Below are 19992 nucleotides of genomic sequence, written 5' to 3'. Positions count from 1 at the left end.
CGCGGCCTCGGGACGTCCGCCTCAACCGGAGGTCGACGTATCGGGAGGCGCGAGCCCGACCGGGGCGACAGTGAGGCGCCCGGCCGCCTTGGTCGCGACCTGTTTTTCGCGCAGGAAGCGGTCGCGCATCTGCATGAGCTTGAGCAGCGTGTCGTAGCCGCGCGCGGTCTCTTCGTCGTCTGCGCGGAGCGCCGCCTGCATCAGATCGACGACATGTTGCTGGGCGCGGCGACCATGCGTCGCAACGAGCTTATGGGCTTCGATCCAGTGCTCGGACTTGAAGCCGAGCCCCTGGAGAAGCTGGTCGGTCTGATTGGGTTCGGCGGTCATATTGGGCACCGTCAAGCCGCGAGGCGAAGGCTGGAGGCCTCGGGCTTCGCGTTGCCGGTTTCCCGGAGCCAGGCCCTGGCGGCGCGCTGCGCCTCGGCGATCTCGCGGGCGGTCATCTCCTCGGAGATTTCAGCGCGCGATACCTGGCCTTCCTCGCTGCCGGCGAGCGCGGCGAGATTAAACCATTTGTGCGCCTCGATGAGATCGATGGCGATACCGAAGGATCCGCAGGAATAGACGACACCGAGCGCGTGGCGCGCTTCCGCGTCGCCGGCGGCGGCATCGCGCAGATGTCTTTCAAGATCGAATGTGCGTTTCGCGTACTGTATTGCCATAAAAGAGGCCCCGACTTCCTAATAGAGGCCTGATTTCAACATGCGGCGGCAAATGGATGGTTAATAGCCTCGCAGTTGCAGCAAGAATTTACACGGTTTTACATCCGCTGATTTGCAGGCGATCCGTTCAAGCCTCAGCCGGAGCGGCGTGCTCGGTCGCACTGCGTGTCCGAACGGCGGCGATGAACCCGCGCAGCGACCACCGCGAAGGCGGCGCTCCGGCTTTGCGGCGCTTGCGGATCTCCTTCAGGCAGAACTCGAAGGAATAGCGCTCGGGATAGCGATGATGGGCGAGCTGCTGGGCGATCACATCCTCGGCATTATAGCCGAAAAGCTCGATCGCCTCGTCGGCCCAGCCGGGCGCGGCGTCGCGTGCGATGCGCTTGAACTTGAGGCCGTCGAACATCGGATTTGTCCCTGAAATGCGTCGCGGCGACTATCGCCACGTCATGGTTAACGAAATCCTGCGGCGGCCACGGATCCACAGTCCTTGTCGGGAGGCATGTCCGCCGCGCTTGTCTGCAAGACGCGGATCATGGGCGAAGGTGCCACCAGGCTCCGACAGCAGGAAAAGGCGCGGTTTTCCGAACCTTTTGCGCGGTGGGAGGTGACCATCGGACCGCCACAGTATCGATCGGGCAAAGAAGTCGGCGTGACTTGTCCAGCATTGCGCAGTGGTGAGACCCGCCGGTAATTTTACAAGTCTTTACATGGCGCCGACTTCAAAATTGCCGCGTTTCAGCATCGCCAGTCCGGGCTGAACTAGTGGAGCGAGCCGAACAGGCGCTGCTTGGCCTCGGCCTGGTGTGCGCCGTCCTTGACGCCGATGGTGGCGTCCCTGTCGGCCCCGAGATCGGCGGCGAGCGTCTCGGGTATGTCGGCATAGGCTTCGACCACGCGGATGGCGGCCTCGGGGCTCGGCAGCTCGCCCGGCTCGGTTCCGAGCCAGATCGTTGCCTCGCCTTCCTCGGGATCTTCCTCGGTGGGCGTGAATACCTGCGCGAAGAAGGTCTGGAGGGGACGGTCCCAGCCGATCACGGCCTTGATGACGCCGTTTCCCGGCCTCGGCTTCAGTTCGTAACGGCTCATCGCTGGCTCCTGCGGATACGGTGGTCGATATGGCGGGCGGCGCCTTCGGCGCTGCGCAGCGCCTTGCGAACCGCCGCGGCGGCACGCGGCGCACCGCTGCTGGCGAGAAGGTGACGCGCGCGGCGCAGATGGTCAATCGCGGTCCGCACCGCCATCCGGTCTGCGGGCGCCGCGGGCTTGATCGATCGCATGGGCTGGTCCTTTCGAAAAGCTGCGGTCAGGATGCAGGCGCTGGGCTGACGGGCTCGATGCGGATGTCGATCGCGCTGCGGCCGATGACGGCCGCGAACTGCCGCCCCTCCGGCACGAACCACTGCGCCCTGTAGGAAATGATCGCGCGCAGCCGCTCGACCAGCGCCGCGTCGTCGCCGAGCAGCAGGCGGGTCGCCATTTCCCGTGCATCAAGGAGGAAGCGATCGTTCTGCGTGTCCCAGCTGTCGGCCTCGCGATCGTCGCTCGCGCAGAAGCAGGACGCCTCGAGCAGGTCGACGAGTTCGTCGGGGGAGAGCGCGTCGCGGGAGGCAAGCAGGACATTCGCCTCCTCGAAGCCCCAGTGATGCGCGTCGTCATATTCGACGACAACGGGGGCGGAGACGATGAGCGTCTCGGGCCGCGCGCCGCCGATCTCGATCACGAGATCGAGCCGGTCGACCATCCCGCTCTCCAGGCCCGTCAACGTCTCGCTGTCGAAGACATGGGCGGTGCCCTCGCGCTCGATCTCGAACCTCAGCGATGTGATCCGGGGCAGAGCGTCGTACCAGCCATACCCCGCCATCGCATCGTCGGGATCGGCGAGAGCGCCTTCCAGGCGTCCGTCGCGGACGAGTGCGAGGGCCGCGCATTGCTCGAGCGGTGCGCCGAAATGCTCCATCAGGACGAGCTCGCCGGCGGGTATCAGGCCGGGACCATCGCTTACGCTGTTGAGATCGGCGTTGGCCGGGGTCCATCCGCGCAGGAGCGGCGTCGCCTCGGGCAGATCGACGCCGAGCTGCCGGGCCTCGGTCCACTGGACGAAGGACAAGCGATGGCTGCCGAGCGAGGCGATATGGCTGTAGATGGCCTTCCGGACGGTATCGCGAAGCGCATCGAGAGCATCGTTCTCGACCATTTCGCCTCGGGCGGGGAGCACCAACTGCAGGGCGGGTGCGTCGACGATGTCGACCCGCGCCCACCAGCTCCGGTCCTTTTCGTCGACCGAAGGCAGGGTGCAGGGAACGGTGAGGCCGTGGAAGTTGATGCGCGGCTGATAATGGGCGGTGCGCGGCGCGTTGAAGAGGCCGATCCGGACCCCGTCGGTCTCGACGATGACGGCTGCGTCGGCGAGCCAGTCCGATTGCGCCAGCGGTAAGCCTTTGAACCGGATCCGCGTCGGGCAATAGCGGGCCGCACTGATGGCCGCAGCTTCCAGCGTCTTCGCCCATTCGTCGTCGAGCAGCAGCCGGGTTTCGGTGCCGAACGGATGGTCGCAGGCGGTGACCGCGATCGGGGCACCCGATTCCCAGTCGCCGGGCGCGATGGCGACCCGCCAGCCGTCGCCGGAGGGGCGCGGGCGGGACCGGATCTCGACACGACGGCCTGCGAGACTGAACACGCCCATGCCGGCGGGGTCTTCGCGGACGGCGACTTCGTCGTCCCATCCGGAGCGCCCGAGCGCGAGGATTACCGCGGGATCGGCGATGCCGGCGCCGTCGTCCGCGATCACGAGCCACTGCCCGTCCTCGGCCTCGGCGACATCGAGGTCGATGGTTGTGGCGCCGGCCCTGCGTGCATTCTGGATGAGTTCGGTCAGCATGGAACCGAGCGTATTGTTGAACAGCCTCGTCACCTTGGTGATCGCGGCCGGATCGACCTGGCTGTGGATGACGGTGGGAAGGGGCATCGGGGTCTCCTGGGCAAGAGCGAACAGGCTCACCTCCCCCGCCCTTCTCCTCTTTCGCTCGGGCTCGCGCTCGCGCGGCCGGCGTCGGCGCAAAGGAGTCAAACGCCCACGAAACCCACGCTACGCGCAGCGGCGTTCCTTCTCGGCCGGCGTTTCGATGTTGACGTAACGCTTGCCGCCCCTTCGGCGTTTGCGGATGCGGCCATCGACGAAGGCCTGGGCCCACCGGCTGGCTTCGTCCACGCGGGCGGCCACGGCGCATTCGTCAGCCTGTTTGAACAACGCATAGGCGAGCGCATATTGGGCGCGCTCGGGCAAGCCGAGCAGCGTCGCGGTTACGGGCAAGGCTCCCTCGTAGAATTCGAGGATATGACGGCCGCCGCCATGATGCATGAGGATCGCCAGGAGTCCGGCGCTCCCGGGACCTGTCGGGCGTGCGATCTGGATATCGTGCGAGCCGTAGGTCACCGCAACATGGGAAGCTCCCGGCTGACCGCGTTGGAAGACGCGCTCCTCGCGATCCGGCAGCGGATGCGCGAGGACCTCGTAGCCGTCGAAATTGTCGACGCGGCGGATGCGGTTATGGCCGATGACGGTCATGGCAGTTTCTCCTGCTGGGCGCGCGGCGCCGATGAGGCGAGCGCGGTGTTGATGGCTGCGGGCTCAGCGATCGCGCGGCAGCGGGATCGGCACGGTCTGGCCGCTCGCGATATTGAGGAAGGCCCCGGCGTGTCCGATGGAGCCGCGTCCGAGCAGATCGAACAGCAGCGCGAGCGCATGGCTCGCGAGGACGCGATTGACGAACAGCGATTGCCGCTCGAGCGCCTCGGCCACAGAGCAGGACGGAGCATCGTCGTCGGCCTGGCCTTCGTCGGCGAGTTCGGGAAAGGCTTCGAGGACGCTCGGAAGGCGGGGCTGGTGGGAGGCCGCGTCCCGGTCCGGACAGCCGATCAGATATTGTCCGTCGCGCGCGCGGTTGCCGAGATCCATCCAATAGGCGGGCGAGGACTTTCCCTCGGCGATGGCAGCGCCGAGCGCGCGGCGCGCCGAGGCGGTGTCGACGCAGCTGATCAGGATATCGACGCCGTCGAGCCCGATCGCTTTGGGGGCGCGGCCGTGGACCGCCTTCCAGGCAAGGCCATGCGCGAGGTTGATCCGCTCGGTCAGCGTGCGGGCCTTCGAATGGCCGATGTCGCAGCGGTAGAAGGGCTGCCGGCCGAGATTGGCCTCGGTGACAATGTCGTCGTCGACCACGGTGACATGGAGCGAGCGCGAGGAGATGGCGCGCAGCGCCGTATCGAGCGAGGCGAGGCCCATCAGCATCTGCGCGCCGTTCCCGCCGCAACCGACCAGCAGGATCCTGATCGCACGGTTGTCGAGGGTGGCGGGAAGATAATGTCGTTCCTGGGTTTCAGGCTGCATCGCACTCTCCTGAAAATGGGCTGCGCGGCAAAGGCAGGAACATGCCGACGGCGCACAGGCGGGACGCCATTACGGGACCATCGGAAGCATCGAGCCGGCCGAAGACGAGCGATATCTTGGTTGCATGGGCGTCGTCGGCATCGTCGGTGGCGCTGAAGAAAGCCGAACTGTGGCCGTGGCTGTGGATGTCGCAGACGAGGTGCCAGTCTGGCGGTAGCGCCGGTGTGCGATAGACGAGCCGCGTTGGCGTGGCCTCGTCGATCGCGGGCAGGTTCACCGCGAATTCCCCGCTCGCCTCGTTCCACAGTAGGAACGCCGCCGCCTCGTTGGGAAGCGCGGCACGGAAATGGTCGAGGATCCCGGCGAGATGAACAGCTGGAATGAGGCCGCAACGCAGATCGGCCCTTGGTGCGCCCATGCCGCCATAGGGCAGATAGGCAGTGATCGGCCCGCTGATCGGCACGTCGAGCGCGAGCCAGGGCCGGCGCAGGATGAGCATCACGCCGTCGTTCCCCACGGCAAGCCCGTGGCCGGAACGCGCGCCGCGCAGCGCGTCGAGGGCGGGCGAGCGGCCGTGGGGCGGGACGGGATAGCAGGGCACGGCGGCGAGCACCGCGGCGGCGGTCGGATCGTCGGTGAGCATGGTCATGCCCTGGCGCTCGCCGCGATCAGCCGACCGAGAGTGATCGCGCTCGCCGGTCGCCGGGTCTGCCGCCGGCCCGAAGAGCCGAAGGGTTTCAGACGGCTGGCCGGAAAGCGGGTCGCACGGCGCGCAGCCAGATCGTCCCAGAGCCTCACGAGCCCGCCCTTGCCGCTGACGGTCAGCTCCTGGCCCGGATTGGGGTGCGTCGACCAGCTGTCGAACACGGCCCGCTCGAATTCCGGGATGGCGGCAACACCGAGGGTCTTCGGCCTCGGGACGTTGCCCCAGCAGAGCCTGCCATCGATGAAGACATTGAGGATGGGCGAGTGCAGGACCCGGGTGTCGGCGGCCGGGCGCTCGCTTGCCGCAAGGGCATAGACGCCGAGGCCGGAGCGGGTCGCGATGAACAGATGCGCCGGATAGGGGACCATCACGGTCGTTCGCGCGGACAAGGCGCGGAGCCCTTCCGGCGGAGAGGACAGCGCGAAATAGGCGGCACGCACCTGTGCCGGCACCCACCAGGCGAGCATGTCGGGATGGGCGACGAGGATATTGTCGGACAGGAGCTCGGGCACGACATTGCGGCCGAGCGCCTCGGTCCATTGGCGAAGATGCGCGCGCGACAGGGGCGTGCCGGCTGCTATCATCGGCTGGCCCTCGCGGTCGTGATCGACCGCATGGATGCTGGCGAACGCCGGCGCGTCCTCGTGCGAGGCGCCGTAGGGCTTGAGGTTGCGGGGCGCCTGGTTGCGGTAGAGGAGGATGGCGTTGGTCAGGACAAGACCGCCGCCGCTGGCTTCGAAATGGGTGCTGTGGTCGGACATCATGGCCTCACGGATTGGCGGGGTCGAACTGGAGGAGGTTCTGGGCGGCGATCAGGAAGTCAGCGCCGAGGCGGAGCGAGGCGAACCAGTCGTCGATGCGGCCCGCGTCCGGGAGCGGACAGATGCCGGCGAGGTCCATGAAGCCCATCTCCATGCCGTGGCGCGCGACGTCGTCGAGCTCGCGCGCGAATTGCTCGAAGGGGACGAGGGTGAGCGGGGGCAATGAGGCGCACTCCTCGATGCCGGGGAGATATTCGCAGGCGACCTGGAAATCGAAGTGCCAGGCGTCGAGATCGGTCGGGATGGCAGCGAGCGCCTTATGCGCATCCCGGAGCGCCGCGAGCCGGCGCCGCAGCTCGGCAGGGAGCCGCCGCGCAGATGCCGCATTGGCCGCGATCATCCAGTCGGGCCGACGCGCGTTCATCTCGGATGGCAAAACCTGCTCGTCGAGCTCGTCCGGTTCGGCGCCGTGATAGTCGATCAGGCTCTGACGGGCGGCTTCGTCGTCGGTTTCGCCGTCCCAATAATACATCGCGATCTCATCGAAGAGATCGCCATAGCCAAAGACCGGCAGCGCCTGGTTCAGGCATTGCTCGAGCGCGCGATAGGCCGCGGCGCGCCAGCCGGTGGGCGCATCGCCGGTCTCGATCCATCCGAGGTCGAGCTGTCCCATGCTCTCGCAGATGATGGCGATCGCCGGGGGGCCGTCCTCCTCGCTGTGAAGCACCGCGACCCTGAAATCCGCGAGGTCGACGGGAGCCAGGATCTCAAGGACGGCGGCATCGAAAACGCGCTCGATGTGCTGGCGGGCCTCGACACGGCTGCAGATGCCGGACGCGTCCTGCCGGGCGACCGCCCAGCGGCCGATCAGCTTGTGATGGGCCGCGAGCGGAGCGTCGAAGATCACTGGGATATCCGGGGAGAGCGCGATGCCGCGCCCTGCCAGGTCAGCCGAGGGGCGGAAGGCGGAGGCCGCTGGGCGGCTGGAGCGGTTCGCAAGGATCGCCCCTTGCCTCGTGCGGGTCGAGGACGATCCGCGCATGGAGGGCCTGGGCCTGCGGGCTGCAGGCGGGATGGGTAAAGCCGGTAGGGTCGCCATCGTCGAACTCGATCCATTGGAGGAGGGTCTTCCGGGGCGTCGGCGCGATCGCCGAACCGCGTGCGAGCGCCATGATCAGCCCTTGGTGCCGACGGCGCGCCGGTATTCCATCACGTGGGCGTTCCCCGACACGCCGGCATCGACGATCTCGGCGTTGAGGATCGGGGGATAGAGGGTGGCGTGATAGGCGCGCAGGGCGCCCGGTTCACCGGCGAGATGCGGCGGCACCGGAAGGTCGATGCCGTCATATCGATAGGTTCGCGTGAGGTGATTGATCTGCATTGGGGGTCTCCCGGCTGATGGGTGTTGAGGGGTTCGAAGGGCCTGTCTCACCAGAGGCTGGCAGGCTCCTCGGCCTTGGCGTCGGCCGGCGGACTGGTGGGCGCCGCAACCTTCGTCCCCGTGGAGGCGGGCTTGGGCGTGGGGGTTGCCGCTTTGGCCTTGGCGGCCTCGGCCGCGGCGGTGCGGGCGGCATCCGCGGCCTCGCGCTGTTCGGCGAGCTGGTCGGCGAGCGTCTTGCGCGCCGCGATGAGCTGGCCCAGCGCGCCATCTTCGCCCTTGGCGAGTTCGGCATCGATCTCCGTGGCGCTGGCGGTGAGCGAGATCGGTCGGGTTTCGCCGGCTTCGAGCTTGTGCGCGGCGCCCTCATGCCTGCGGGGGATCACGGTCAGGGTGACGGTGTCGTCGGGACCGGCGACGAGGTCGAAGCCGAGCGAGTAGCGCGCGAGCAGCGGGAGCAGGTTCGAGATCAGCATGGGGGCAAATCCTTGTCTATGTGAGCGTTGGGGGGATCAGGCGGCGAGCTGCGTGACCGGGGCGTCGGCCGGCGGCGCGGCCTTCACGGGCGGCGGGCCATATTGGCCGTCGAGCGTCATCGAACTGGGCAGGCGGCCGGCCCAGTCGAAGCCGGGCCGGTTGAGCATGCCGGCGATGAGATCCGCCTTCTTGGCGCCGAGCAGCTTGGCGAAGCCCTTTTCGCCCATATGCGCGACCAGGCCGGATTCCTGGGCGATGAACTTGAGCTCGTCCTTGGTGTAGCGCTCGAGAAAGGCCTTATCGACCTGCCAGACATCGCGCAGGTCGACGCCGAAAGCGCGGGCGAGGTCGGCGACATGGCCGAAGGTCAGCACGTCCTTGGCGTAGGCCGCGCCGACGGCGGAAAGGACGTTCGCCGCCTGCGGCTCCGACAGTCCGCAGATCGCCGCGATCTTGTCGGCATAGGCGAGATCCGGGAAGGAAGCGCCGACGAGCAGGCCGGCGCGGGCCTTCAGGGTCTCGGCCTTGATCTGCGGGAGCGTGCCCGACATAGCCGCTACGAGGATGGCGCTATGGGCATGGACGGCGTTGGCCGCGAGCGCCCGGGCCAGCGCGGTCCGCCAGGTCGCTTCGCGCAGGTCGCTGGTGCGGCCGGCGATCGATTTGACGGTGACGGTGGGCTTGTGCGCGATCGATCCGCCGCCCGGCGACTGGACCGGCGCAACCGGCGGGGGAGTCCGGGGTTCGCTCCGGCCGGGGGTCTCGGCGCGATCAACAGGCGAGACCTCGATCCCGGCTCCGTCGAGATCGTAGTCCTGCTCGCCATCGTCTTCCTCGTCGCCTTGATTGTCGGCATCGTCATCGGCGGGCGGAGCCGCGGCCCGTGCCGCTTTTTCGGCGCGCTCCTGCTCCTCGAAGCGGATCGCCTCGGCGGTCTGGGTCTTGAGCTCGAAGCATCTGGGATTGGTGCAGTGTCCGTCGTCGATGTGGGTCTCGAAGAGGGTTCGCTGCGCGCCCGAGTTGAACGGGCAGGTCGTGCATTCGGTCTTGTCGAAGCACGCGGTGGCGAGATTTTGCGTGACCCGCATGAGCAGCTCGCGCGTCTTGCCGACGTCGAGCCCCGAAGCGAGGATCGTCTCCAGGGCCTTGTCCTGCTTGTCCGCAGGGACGGCCGCCAGCAGCTCGGCATGCCCGACCTTGATCCGGCGTTCGTCGAGCGCGAGCTTTACGGTTTCGGACAGCTCCGCGAGCGCCAGACGGCGATCGAGCTTGGTCCGTGACCAGCCGAGCCGCCGGGCGGCCTCGGAGCGATCGTTCTGGCATGCGGCGAGGTAGCGGACGGCGGCGTCGGCCTGTTCGGTTTCCGAAGGATCGTCGCGGTCGTCATTTTCAGCGATCGCGGCATCGAGCGCTTCCTGGTCGGTCATCTCGCGGATGATGACGGGCACTTCGCCATCGGGGCCGTAGGCTTCGAGGCCGGCCCGGTAGCGGCGCTCGCCGGCGACGATCGCGTAGACCTCGCCCTTCGGGCGCAGCAGGATAGGCTGCAGGATGCCGCGCAAGCGGATCGACGCCACAAGCTCATCATGCTTCTTGCGGTCGAAATAGCGGCGCGGATTGTCCCCCTTCGTGATGAGGGAGAGCGGCAGCGTGGCGCGGATGGGGTCTGCAATGGTCAAGGCTGATCTCCTCGTGGAATGGGGAAGGCGAAGATCCGTCGGGGCCCGCGCGCCTTCGGTTCGGCGAGCCTGATGCTCGCTTCCCTCTCCCCTCTCGCTGCCCGGAGGGCTGGGGAGCCGCTGCGTTCGTTTGCGAAGGGGCAGAGTGCGGGGGACGCCGGGCGGCGGTCAGTAGTCCTCGGCGAGCATGACCGTGAGCACACGCCGCGTGATCGACGCGTCGGCCGGGTCCTCGGACCCGAACTCGAGGGCCATGTCGTAATAATCGATCTTGAAGAGGATCCGCTGGTCCTGCAGGTCGAAGGCGCCGAAGTCGCGCTCGGGTCCGTCGCCGGGCTTGAAGGCATAGCGGCGGACCGCTGCGAGCAGTTCGGCCTGAGCGAGCACCTCGGCGATTCCCTCGCCTTCGCCGGAAAGCCGGGCGAGGCAATTGCGGGTGACCATGATGCGGGCACTGGGATCGAGACCTTGCCGGCAGCGGTCGTTGAGCCGGGCGATGCGTTCGGTGGTGGGGACTGTCATGCTGCCTCCAGCAAGCCGGCGTTGAAGGTTTCGAGCCACTCCGCCATCGCCGGCCGTTCGGGGAGCGGAACATGGGCGGCGACGTCCTGGAACCGGATGAGGTCAGCGGGCGCGTCGCGGATGATCGCGTCGATGTCGGCTGCGGGGAGCAGCTCTTCGGCGCGGATGAAGTCGGTCATCCGGCCCGGGCGGGTCGAGGTCGACCGCCGCCAGAGCCCCTCGACGGTGCGCAGCCGCGGCGCCGCGCGCGCTTCGACAAGCACGATGAGACGCAGGCACCAGACGGGCAGCGCCCGGACCTCGTCCGGTTTCATCGCTCCGCATATGAAGCAGCTCGATTTTGGCGGGACGGGAAGTCCGGCTGCCTCGATCCGGGCGATGCAGCGAGCGCGGTCCCATCCCCATTCCCGCAGGGGGTAGCGGCATTCGAAGAGATCGTGCTCGATCGCGGAAGCATGGGCATGGCGCCGCGTATCGGCGGGGGATGCATCGTAGCCGATCAGGCGGATGACCTTCTGGCCACGTGCCCAGGCCGCCTTGGCGGGCTCCCATTGCTTGAGGAAGGCGTCCTGGGGCGCCACCTTCCATTTGAGGCTGCACGAATGACGCCCCAGCGAGATGCTCGGCAGCGTCGCGTTGGTGAGGACGTTGGCGAGCAGGTCGTAATAGGGCGGCCAATGCTTGAAGCGGCGCGGCGTGTAGCGCACCGTTTCGTAAGGGATGCCGCGGGCGGCCATCCAGGCGGCGATCATCTGCTTATAGGCGTAGGTTTCGGGCTTCTCGACGCCCGGGTCGCCGGTCAGGACGAGGTCGGGCGGGGTGCCGCGGCTCTCCAGCTCGACGAGCAGCGCGGTGCTGTCAACGCCGATGCCATAGGCGAGCACGACCGGCGCTGGTTCGGCGACGCGGATATAGTCGATGTCGCGGGGTTGGGCGGCCAGCATGGGGTGCTCCGTTCTCGCGCAGTCCATCTGCGCGCCGAACGCCCTCCCCCTCTCCTCCCAGTCACTTGTCGCCGATGTCGCGACGTCAGTCGGCGTCCTGCAGGCTGGACTCACGATCGTAGAGATCGAGATGGACTCCGATCGCGGCCGCCTCGGAGGTGGTCAGATCGTGATGGTCGTCGCTGGTATCGGCGCTGGCCATTTCGATCACCGGATGAACCGACACGATCTCGCCGGTCGGCAGGCGAAAGAGGTTCGGCAGTCCCTCGACCGGCTGGGTTCCGACGGGCACCTCGAAACTTCCGTGGATTTCGAAATCGACATGCATCACAATGCTCCTGCTTACGCGATGGATAACCGCCGGGCCGCGTGGCGAGATGGCGGCAAGGATGAGCGCGGAGAGGTCTCCCTGAAGGGCACGAAACTGGGCGATCGCTCGCGCCGGAACCGTAACTCTACGTAGCGCTACCGTGTGGTTCGCGGTGTACGAAACGATGCCGGAATCGATGGATCGCCGGCATCCCGGACCTCGAACCTCGGAACGCGCAGACCATGGAGACCAAGCTGATGAGTGACATAGCCGATCAGGTGACCGAGCTTGTGGCGGATCAGCTCGGTGCCGATCGCGAGAAGGTGGTTCCCGATGCCCATTTCATCGACGATCTGGGCGCCGACAGCCTCGACGTCGTCGAGCTCGTCATGCGGATCGAGGAGGAGTTCGGGGTCTCGATACCAGACGCCGACGCGGAGACGATTCAGACCGTCGGCGAGGCGATTGCCTATCTCGAGAAAGCCAAGGCCTGAGACCAGGGTCCCGCGCTAGAATCACGCCGCCGGGAGGATCCTAGGATAGGGAAGCCTCGGCAGCGTCAGGCCACGTCGACGCGCATCGCGGGTGAGCTCGAAGCAGTAGGTGTAGAGTCCCGCGTGCCGGTGTCGGGTCAGCAGTTGTTCGGTCTGCAAGCGCTGGAGCCACGCGGCAGGATCCTCGCGGAGGCCTGGACCGGGAAGGCCGAGCCGGACCAGCTGGTCGATCGCGCCGTCCATGCCGCGCTCGCGCAGCCTGATCTTCGAAAGCGTGCGATCGGAGATGGTGCGGGTGCCGGCACGAAGCACGATGCGCGGCCGCGTGGTACCCCGGTGCGCGCCGGACAAGGCGGCATAGACGCGGCCGATATGGCCTGCTTCGGGGTCGCTATAGGACACGACGGCCTCGATCCCGGGCCGGGCCTGGCGCAGCAGCCGGAAGGCGCGCGCGCAAAAGAAGCTCTCGCCATTTTGCGGGACACTGTCGAGCAGGATCAGCCGGGCGAGCACGGTGCCACTGTCAGGGTCGGTGAACCCGGTGTGGCGAGCGATGACGGCAGCGGTCGCGGGCACGGCGAAGACGGCGACGCCTTCGAGCCGCGCGCAGCGCCCGAAGAGGCCGACGGCGACCTGTGCCGCGGGATAAGTGGGCAGATAGTGATGCTCGGCGATAAAGGCGCGCGCCAGGCCGTGATCGATGATGTCGACGCAATAGGCTCGGGGATTGATGAGGCGGAAATCGGTGGCCCAGAGGGCGCGCCGTTCCCGCCAGCGCTGGCTGCGCGATGTGTCCATGCCGGCCTCGGAGATGAGGGGGTGTCGGGGGTCAGGCTGTGCTAAAACCCACGGAGCGGGCAAGCCTGTCCGGCGATCCTGAAGCCGTTTCACGGGCAAATGGCGTTGGCCGAGAGCGACCAACGCCCGAAATTAGCCGGCCGTCTGTTGAAAACCGGGGTGCAGCCGGGAAGCGGAGTGGCGAATCTAAAGCGCCGGCTTTGGAATGGCCACCGTTTCTGAAGTCGGCTTCCTGCCGTGCATGAACGCCTGGACCATGAACCATGCGAACGCGAAGACGCCGAATGCGAACACGACATCGCCGGGCACCCTTGCCCAGACCAGCGCCTGCATGATCGGGCTATGGATGAACTCCGCTGAGCGCGCATAGGCATAGCCGTGCTCGATGCTGGCATAAGTTTGCAGGATGCCCTGCGGGAGCAGCGACAGGAAGGTCATCATTCCAAGGCCGATATTGAGCGACCAGAAGGAGATCCTGATCCATTTCAGGTTCCATCGCGTGACGTCGGTCAATCCACGCATGCAATAGAGCGTGAGCCCCAGGCCGAGCATGCCATAGACGCCGAACAGCGCGGCGTGGCCATGGTTCGCCGTCGTGTTCAACCCCTGCATGTAATAGAGCGCGATCGGTGGGTTGATGAGGAAGCCGAACAGGCCGGCGCCGACCAGATTCCAGAACAGGACGGCGGCGAAAAACATGAACGGCCAGTGGTAAATCCGTTCCCACTCGGCTTCATGCTCGACCTTGTGCCGCGTATAGGCTTCGAAGCCGACCACCAGCAGCGGCACCACTTCCAACGCCGAAATCATCGCGCCGACCGCGATCACCGACGTCGGCGTCCCGCTGAAATACAGGTGATGGAAGGTCCCGAGCACCCCGCCGAACAGGAAGATGATCGTTGCGAACAACACCATCACGGTGGCGGTGGAGGTTCGCAGGATGCCCATCTGGACGAACAGCAGCGAGATGATGGCCGTGGCGAAGACTTCGAAAATGCCCTCGACCCACAAATGCACCACCCACCAGCGCCAATATTCCATGATGGCGATGTTCGTATGCTGGCCCCACATCAGCCCCGCGCCGTAGAGCAGCCCGATGGCGAGCGCTGACACCAGCACGAGATAGATGAGGGACTTTCCGCCCTCCCGTCGCAGCACGGGCCAGAGCGCGCGCACTACCAGCGCCACCCAGAGGAACAGGCCAATCAGGAGGTAGATCTGCCAGAAGCGGCCGAGATCGACATATTCATAGCCCTGATGCCCGAACCAGAAATTCGCCGTCAGACTGGTGAAGAAGCGGTGGACGGCCGCCCATTGCCCGGCAAAGGAGCCGATGACGATGACCAGCAGGCTAACGAACAGGAAATTGACGCCGAGCCGCTGGAACTTGGGGTCGCGTCCCCCGAGCATCGGCGCGACATAGAGCCCGGTCGCCAGCCATGCCGTGGCGATCCACAGCACCGCGAGTTGCGTGTGCCATGTGCGGGTGATCGTGTAGGGAAGATATTCTGCAAAAGGCAGGCCATAGAGCCCTTGTCCCTCGACCGCATAATGAGCGGTGACAATGCCCAGCAGCACCTGCCCCACGAACAACGCGCAGACGACCCAGAAATATTTCGCGGTAGCCCGCATCGACGGTGTGATTACGGCCTGTCCCAGAAGATCAGAGGTCGCCATGCCGCCCTCGGGCAGGATGTCGCCGCGCCAGACGTCGAACTGCTTGGCGTAATAGGCGATGAGTGCGCCTGCCGCTGCAAGCAGCAGGATGACCGAAGCAAGGCTCCACAACAGAGTGCCGGTGGTTGGGCTATTGCCCACCAGGGGTTCGTGCGGCCAGTTGCTGGTATAAGTGATGTTCTGGCCCGGACGATCGGTGGTCGCCCCCCAGGCCGTCCAGAAATAGAAGGCGGTAAGCTGCCGGGCTTCCGCGGCCGACAGCTCGCCATAGACCGGGAAGGCATAGTCGCGGCGGAGCTTAAGCGAGGCAGGATCGCCGCCATCGTACAGGCTGACGAAATGCTGCTGCACCTGCCGAATTGCGCGCGCGCGGGTGTCGCTGACCGTGATAGCGCCGGACGCGGGGTCATAGCTGTTCCTGCGCATTTCCTCTTGCAGCGCGGCCTTTCGCATCGCTTCCGCCTGCGTGGGGGACACGCCCGCGGGGAGCGGAGTGGCCGATAGGGCGAGCAGTGCCTCCGCCTCGCGGTGCAGCCAGTCGGCGCTCCAGTCGGGCGCCAGATAGCTGCCATGGCCCCAGATCGAGCCCTGCTCCATGCCGCCGATCGACTGCCAGATATTCTGGCCGGTCTCGATGTCCGCGCGCGTGAACAATGTCTCGCCGCTTTGGGACTTCACTGCTTCGGGAATGGGCGGCGCCTGCTGGTAGATCTGCTGCCCGAGCAACAGTAGGATTCCGAACATGACCACCATGCCGACCGACAGGATGATCCACAGCCTTTTGATGCTGAATGTCGTTTGATAGCTCTTCATGCCCCAAACCCCCTCTGTTCAGAATAGTCCGTGACTACCGCCTACCGCGCCCAAAATTGTTATGATGCTGACTGCAAGTAATAACTGATGCAGCCGGATCATTCGAGCGAAATCCGCCTCTGGTGACTGTGTATTGCCGAGGCGGCGATGGAGATGCAGCGGCTCGATGACGAACAACATCAGCGCAAATACGGTCCAGAGCGCGACCATCAGGTGCATCCACCAGAACCGGCCGTCGAGGAAGCGGCTCCACAGATCGGCGCGCGCCACCAGCCACAGGCCACTTGCGCCGGCAAGTAGAACCCACACGCGTGCCTGCCAGGCAAAGCGCGCCTCCATCTGCTGAAAACGGCGCAAGCGATCCTGCGGCAGTTCCGTTGCCTTAAGCGTCGGCATCAGCACCCAGGTGACGAAACCGACGCCGCCTATCCAGAACAGGACCGCGATGACATGCACCGTGCGAGCAAGGGCGAAGTCATCCACGGTCCGCGTCTTCGACAAGCTCTGGGCGTTCCCGGTAGAACTCGACCTGCATCGTCATGGGGCCGAGCGGAACGACATGATGGGTTGCTTGCGGCGGGATGATCGCGGGCCTGTCGGGCGTCACGAGCTGCTCGCTCGGCGGATCGACGAAAACGAGCCGCACTTCGCCCTCCAGCATCCGCAGGAGGCCCCAGGTGCCTGCTTTGGTGCGATGATCGTTGCGCAGCGCGTCGGGTAGGCTTTGCTCATCGAAGATCGGCGATGCGCCGTAGGGGACCGGTGTCACGACGCGGCCCTCGCGGAAATGGCGGCCAGACCGCCCCGGTCGATCTTGATGCCGGTCAGCAAGCTCTCGCCAATGCGTTGCGCCGCTTCGCCAAACCGGTCCGCGACCGCTGCGTTCGGCGCGATACGGTCAAGCGTCTGGTCCCAAAGCGACTGCCAGCGCGCGAAATGCGCCTCATCAAGCTCGCCGATCGCGATATGCTTGCGCATCGGATTGCCGCTGAACCGACCGGATTCGAGCATGATCGAGGCCCAGAAATCCTTCATCCGCGTCAAATGATGCGGCCAGTCGCCGATGCGTTCAGCAAAGATCGGACCGAGCATGTCGTCCTGCCGGACGGTGTCGTAGAACCTCTCCACGAGCCGCGAGATGAAAGCATCATCGATCCCGCAGGCGAGCGCATCCGCCATCTTGCGCGCCCGCGCCTGCTCGGCATGGTTCGACGTCATTGCCTGCCTCGACTCGATTAAGATGAATTTCCTATGCATGGTTTACGCGCCTTGGCGGATAAAACCAATATATGATATGCATCTTTTATGAGATTGTCCGTCCAGACCGACTATGCCCTTCGCACATTGATGTTCCTGGCCGTGAAGGACGGCCACCATTCGATCGCCGAGATCGCACACGCATATGGCATCTCGAAGAACCATCTGATGAAAGTGGCGCAGCGACTGGCCGCGGAGGGATTTGTCGAGGGTGTGCGGGGCCGGAGCGGGGGCCTCAAGCTCACGCGGCCCGCCAATGCCCTGAACGTCGGTTCGATCATGCGCATCATGGAAGACACCGGGACATTCGTCGAATGCTTCGACGCGGCGACCAACAGCTGCGTCGTGACGCCCGCATGCGGCTTGCGCCATGCCTTGGCAGGCGCGCTGGAAGCTTTCGCGCGACACCTCGATCAGTTCACCATCGCCGATCTCGTACCGGATTCCAAAAGCTACGGGTGGCAGCTCGACGCGCAAGCGGCCACTGCTTCGACGTAACGGAGAACCCGGCGCTTCTGACCTGATCCTTCTCGGAAGCCCGCAACATCTGTAATGAGTTATTACGCCACCTGGCGCAGATGTTCAAAGCCAATAACAAGCTTTTACTCATGAACCTGTCAGTGTAGAATCCAATTATCTTCCCATCTTCCGCGCCGGGGTGTGCATGAGTTTTATTGAGGGACTCGCGCGAGATCAGGTCAGCCTGCTTCCTCCTTGTGTTGATGACTATGTTTCCCCGGACGCATTGGTCCGAGTCGTCGATGCTTTTGTTACCAGCTTGAACTTGGCTGAGCTTGGCTTCGGTCGCGCTATCGCTGCGGTCACCGGCCGCCCTGGATACCATCCAGGCGATATGCTCCGGCTGTACATCTGGGGCTATCTCAACCAGGTTCGGTCCTCACGCCAATTGGAACGAGCGTGTGTCCGCGACCTCGAAGCGCTTTGGCTAATGCGCCGGCTTGCCCCCGATTACCGAACGATCGCCTCCTTTCGTCATGACAATCCGGAAGCCATTGTCGGCGCCAGCGCTGCATTCATCCAGTTCTGCCGCGAAACCGGCTTGATCAGCGGTCGATTGGTCGCGCTGGACGGGACGAAGATGCGCGCGGTCGCGAGCTCAAAGAACATCGCTGGCGCCGACCGGCTTGCCCGTGACGTTGCGCACACCGAAAAGGAGATCGCCTACTACCTTGAGCGGCTCGACATCATAGATGAGGCAGTGGACCAGGGGTTCGACGATCAGCCCAAACATCGGGAGGCGTTCACCACTGCGATCGAGACCCTCGGGCGCCGCAAGGACAGGCTCGTGCGCCGGCAGGACATCCTGAAGGATCGCGACGAGACGGCTTTGGTCTTTGGCGAGTCCGACGCGCGGCCGATGGGCTATGGACGTTCTCCCAAGACACCCTGCTACAACATGCAAAGCGTGGTCGATGTAGATAGCGGCCTGATCATACATCACGACGTGACCAACGAGGCAAACGACAGCCAGCTCCTGCATCCAATGTCAATGGCGACGATGGAGGTGCTTGAGGTTGACGAGCTCAAAGTCCTGGCCGACGGCGGTTACTCCAACGCCCAGGCGGTCGCGCAATGCGAGCGCGACCATATTGAGGTCGCGGCGCCGATCAAACGCGGTGCCATGAGCACCGATTTTTTCCGGCCAGCGCAGTTCGTGTATGATGAGGAGACCGACACAATCCGGTGCCCCGCCGGCAAGACGTTGAGACCATCCGGCAAACATACCCGCAACCGTGCGATCCGATATAGAACGTCTGCATGCAAAGACTGTCGGCTGAAGAGCCGATGCACGTCCGGCGCCCAACGGACCATCCATCGGTTGTTCGACCAGGCGGCGCTGGATCGTATGGAGGCCAGAATCTACGCGGATCCGAGCTTGATGGTGACCCGCCGATGTACTGTAGAGCACCCCTTCGGCACGATTAAACGGATGTCCGGCGGCGGAAGGTTCCTCGCGCGAGGTCTCAGAGCGGTAAAGGCCGAAGCGGCTCTCTCGATTGTCGCCTTCAACATCCTCCATGCAGTAAATGCCTTCGGTGCCGAGCGACTGACGCCAGCGGGGTGAGGCGCGCGTCGCGGTGCTGGCGGCGGCGGATTAGACGAATGAGTTTTTGCACAGCCTGGGGTGCTTCGCCCCCCAACTTGTCATCCCGACCCATTCCCTCTTCTTTCCTGTGATCGCGCAATTATTTCGGGCTCGGAGATGTTGCCGGTATCGCCGCCGCCGATAACCGTTTCGGCAAGTCCTTTGGGAGAGGCGAACGACGTTTTAAGGGCCTGCGTGCTTCACAAGGCGCCGCGATCCCGGTAGCGAGTGCGCGTCCGGGGCTTTCCTGACTTCGAAGAAAGCAGATCAACATGACCGACGCGTCCGAAACCGACAGCACGCTGATTACCCTGACCGCCGACATCGTCGCCGCGCATGTGACGAACAACAGCGTGTCGGTATCGGATCTTCCAGCCCTGATCAGGAATGTTCACGAGGCACTGAGCGGTCTTGGCAAGACCGATGCACCAGCGGAAACGAGGCAGGAACCCGCCGTTTCTGTGCGCGCTTCGATCAAGCCCGACTACATCGTGTGCCTCGAAGACGGCAAGAAGCTGAAGATGCTCAAGCGTCACCTGATGACGCACTATCAGATGACGCCGGCCGACTATCGCACGAAGTGGAACCTTCCGGCGGACTATCCGATGGTCGCGCCCAACTATGCCGAACAGCGGCGCACGCTCGCCAAGAGCATCGGGCTCGGACGCAAGCCCAGGACGGCCTCGGCTCCAGCAAAGGTTACCAAGGGGGCGCCCGCTCGGCGTGGCCGCCCGAAGGGTGGCGAGGATCAGCCCCCGAAATAGGCAACTGGCGGCCGTCAGGCCGCCTGGGCGGGCTTTTCGGCAAGGCAGATCTGGTTGCGGCCGCCCTGCTTGGCCGCGTAGAGCGCTTCATCGGCGGCCTTGAGCGCGGATCGCGGATCGGGAAAGTCGAACACGTCGGCGACACCGGCGGAGAAAGTGATCTGCCCGAACGTGTAGCGCGACGATTACGGAGTCCGGTCGGCGTCAATTTTGATGGCCGATAGGTGGCCGCGCCGGTTGGTGAATTCTG

Annotated in this window: 26 protein-coding genes; 4 read left to right on the top strand and 22 right to left on the bottom strand. The window is 65.3% G+C overall.

Annotation, left to right across the window (positions count from 1 at the left end):
- Positions 1-21: 21 nt before the first annotated feature.
- The 17 genes from CV103_RS21390 to CV103_RS21305 all read right to left on the bottom strand — a co-directional run bounded on the left by CV103_RS21390 (position 22) and on the right by CV103_RS21305 (position 11850).
- On the bottom strand, positions 22-330 hold the full coding sequence (locus CV103_RS21390; protein ID WP_146163468.1) for a hypothetical protein: 309 nt from the start codon (positions 328-330) through the stop codon (positions 22-24).
- Between the two features lie 11 nt (positions 331-341).
- On the bottom strand, positions 342-665 hold the full coding sequence (locus tag CV103_RS21385) for an SEL1-like repeat protein (protein ID WP_107396151.1): 324 nt from the start codon (positions 663-665) through the stop codon (positions 342-344).
- A 127-nt stretch (positions 666-792) separates the two neighbouring features.
- A complete protein-coding gene (locus CV103_RS21380) occupies positions 793-1071 on the bottom strand; it encodes a hypothetical protein (protein WP_107396150.1) in 279 nt (92 codons plus the stop codon).
- 356 nt (positions 1072-1427) lie between these two features.
- Entirely contained in the window at positions 1428-1754 is a 327-nt protein-coding gene (locus tag CV103_RS21375; RefSeq protein ID WP_107396149.1) for a hypothetical protein, read from the bottom strand.
- Positions 1751-1945, bottom strand: a complete 195-nt coding sequence (locus tag CV103_RS21370) for a hypothetical protein (protein WP_107396148.1) — start codon at positions 1943-1945, stop codon at positions 1751-1753. The genes CV103_RS21375 and CV103_RS21370 overlap by 4 nt, the downstream gene beginning before the upstream one ends.
- Positions 1946-1971: 26 nt before the next feature.
- Positions 1972-3546 (bottom strand): ATP-binding protein, encoded by a 1575-nt coding sequence (locus CV103_RS21365; RefSeq protein ID WP_245896997.1) that lies wholly within the window; start codon positions 3544-3546, stop codon positions 1972-1974.
- Between the two features lie 207 nt (positions 3547-3753).
- Positions 3754-4233, bottom strand: a complete 480-nt coding sequence (locus CV103_RS21360) for a hypothetical protein (RefSeq protein WP_107396146.1) — start codon at positions 4231-4233, stop codon at positions 3754-3756.
- A 63-nt stretch (positions 4234-4296) separates the two neighbouring features.
- On the bottom strand, positions 4297-5055 hold the full coding sequence (locus CV103_RS21355; protein WP_107396145.1) for a PRTRC system ThiF family protein: 759 nt from the start codon (positions 5053-5055) through the stop codon (positions 4297-4299).
- Positions 5045-5704, bottom strand: a complete 660-nt coding sequence (locus CV103_RS21350; protein ID WP_170112693.1) for a PRTRC system protein A — start codon at positions 5702-5704, stop codon at positions 5045-5047. The genes CV103_RS21355 and CV103_RS21350 overlap by 11 nt, the downstream gene beginning before the upstream one ends.
- Entirely contained in the window at positions 5701-6522 is an 822-nt protein-coding gene (locus CV103_RS21345; protein WP_107396193.1) for a PRTRC system protein B, read from the bottom strand. The genes CV103_RS21350 and CV103_RS21345 overlap by 4 nt, the downstream gene beginning before the upstream one ends.
- A gap of 7 nt (positions 6523-6529) precedes the next feature.
- The gene (locus CV103_RS21340; RefSeq protein ID WP_245896996.1) at positions 6530-7564 is read right to left on the bottom strand and encodes a hypothetical protein; all 1035 of its coding nucleotides are present in this window, start codon (positions 7562-7564) and stop codon (positions 6530-6532) included.
- Positions 7565-7696: 132 nt separating this feature from the next.
- Entirely contained in the window at positions 7697-7903 is a 207-nt protein-coding gene (locus CV103_RS21330; RefSeq protein ID WP_107396143.1) for a PRTRC system protein C, read from the bottom strand.
- A gap of 47 nt (positions 7904-7950) precedes the next feature.
- Positions 7951-8376, bottom strand: a complete 426-nt coding sequence (locus CV103_RS21325; RefSeq protein WP_107396142.1) for a PRTRC system protein E — start codon at positions 8374-8376, stop codon at positions 7951-7953.
- 36 nt (positions 8377-8412) lie between these two features.
- Positions 8413-10056: a PRTRC system ParB family protein gene (locus tag CV103_RS21320; RefSeq protein WP_107396141.1), complete on the bottom strand. Its 1644-nt coding sequence runs from the start codon at positions 10054-10056 to the stop codon at positions 8413-8415.
- Positions 10057-10224: 168 nt separating this feature from the next.
- On the bottom strand, positions 10225-10578 hold the full coding sequence (locus tag CV103_RS21315; protein ID WP_107396140.1) for a DUF3768 domain-containing protein: 354 nt from the start codon (positions 10576-10578) through the stop codon (positions 10225-10227).
- Positions 10575-11522, bottom strand: a complete 948-nt coding sequence (locus CV103_RS21310; protein ID WP_107396139.1) for a hypothetical protein — start codon at positions 11520-11522, stop codon at positions 10575-10577. Before CV103_RS21310 ends, CV103_RS21315 begins: the two co-directional genes overlap by 4 nt.
- An 85-nt stretch (positions 11523-11607) precedes the next feature.
- Positions 11608-11850 (bottom strand): hypothetical protein, encoded by a 243-nt coding sequence (locus CV103_RS21305; RefSeq protein WP_107396138.1) that lies wholly within the window; start codon positions 11848-11850, stop codon positions 11608-11610.
- A gap of 239 nt (positions 11851-12089) precedes the next feature.
- Here CV103_RS21305 and CV103_RS21300 point away from each other — a divergent pair, with 239 nt between their 5' ends.
- Positions 12090-12326: an acyl carrier protein gene (locus tag CV103_RS21300; protein ID WP_107396191.1), complete on the top strand. Its 237-nt coding sequence runs from the start codon at positions 12090-12092 to the stop codon at positions 12324-12326.
- Between the two features lie 21 nt (positions 12327-12347).
- Here the strand turns inward: CV103_RS21300 and CV103_RS21295 are convergent, their stop codons facing one another.
- From CV103_RS21295 to CV103_RS21275, 5 genes are all read right to left on the bottom strand, one after another.
- Positions 12348-13124 carry a Mom family adenine methylcarbamoylation protein gene (locus tag CV103_RS21295; protein ID WP_107396137.1) on the bottom strand — a complete coding sequence of 259 codons (777 nt, stop codon included), beginning with the start codon at positions 13122-13124 and terminating at the stop codon, positions 12348-12350.
- Between the two features lie 186 nt (positions 13125-13310).
- On the bottom strand, positions 13311-15614 hold the full coding sequence (locus tag CV103_RS21290) for a nitric-oxide reductase large subunit (RefSeq protein ID WP_107396136.1): 2304 nt from the start codon (positions 15612-15614) through the stop codon (positions 13311-13313).
- An 18-nt stretch (positions 15615-15632) separates the two neighbouring features.
- Positions 15633-16097 (bottom strand): hypothetical protein, encoded by a 465-nt coding sequence (locus CV103_RS21285; RefSeq protein WP_107396190.1) that lies wholly within the window; start codon positions 16095-16097, stop codon positions 15633-15635.
- Entirely contained in the window at positions 16090-16383 is a 294-nt protein-coding gene (locus CV103_RS21280; RefSeq protein ID WP_012115018.1) for a TehB family protein, read from the bottom strand. Before CV103_RS21280 ends, CV103_RS21285 begins: the two co-directional genes overlap by 8 nt.
- On the bottom strand, positions 16380-16832 hold the full coding sequence (locus CV103_RS21275) for a group III truncated hemoglobin (RefSeq protein ID WP_107396135.1): 453 nt from the start codon (positions 16830-16832) through the stop codon (positions 16380-16382). Before CV103_RS21275 ends, CV103_RS21280 begins: the two co-directional genes overlap by 4 nt.
- Before the next feature lie 87 nt (positions 16833-16919).
- Between CV103_RS21275 and CV103_RS21270 the strand changes: the two genes are divergently transcribed.
- The 3 genes from CV103_RS21270 to CV103_RS21260 all read left to right on the top strand — a co-directional run bounded on the left by CV103_RS21270 (position 16920) and on the right by CV103_RS21260 (position 19742).
- Positions 16920-17369: an RrF2 family transcriptional regulator gene (locus CV103_RS21270; RefSeq protein ID WP_107396134.1), complete on the top strand. Its 450-nt coding sequence runs from the start codon at positions 16920-16922 to the stop codon at positions 17367-17369.
- Positions 17370-17535: 166 nt separating this feature from the next.
- A complete protein-coding gene (locus CV103_RS21265; protein ID WP_107396133.1) occupies positions 17536-18957 on the top strand; it encodes an IS1182 family transposase in 1422 nt (473 codons plus the stop codon).
- 293 nt (positions 18958-19250) lie between these two features.
- Positions 19251-19742 carry a Ros/MucR family transcriptional regulator gene (locus CV103_RS21260; RefSeq protein ID WP_107396132.1) on the top strand — a complete coding sequence of 164 codons (492 nt, stop codon included), beginning with the start codon at positions 19251-19253 and terminating at the stop codon, positions 19740-19742.
- Positions 19743-19992: the final 250 nt, after the last annotated feature.

The organism is Edaphosphingomonas fennica, assembly GCF_003034225.1.
Lineage (GTDB): Bacteria > Pseudomonadota > Alphaproteobacteria > Sphingomonadales > Sphingomonadaceae > Sphingomonas_E > Sphingomonas_E fennica.
Note: the sequence above shows the minus strand (reverse complement) of the source record. Positions and strands in the feature narration are given on the sequence as shown.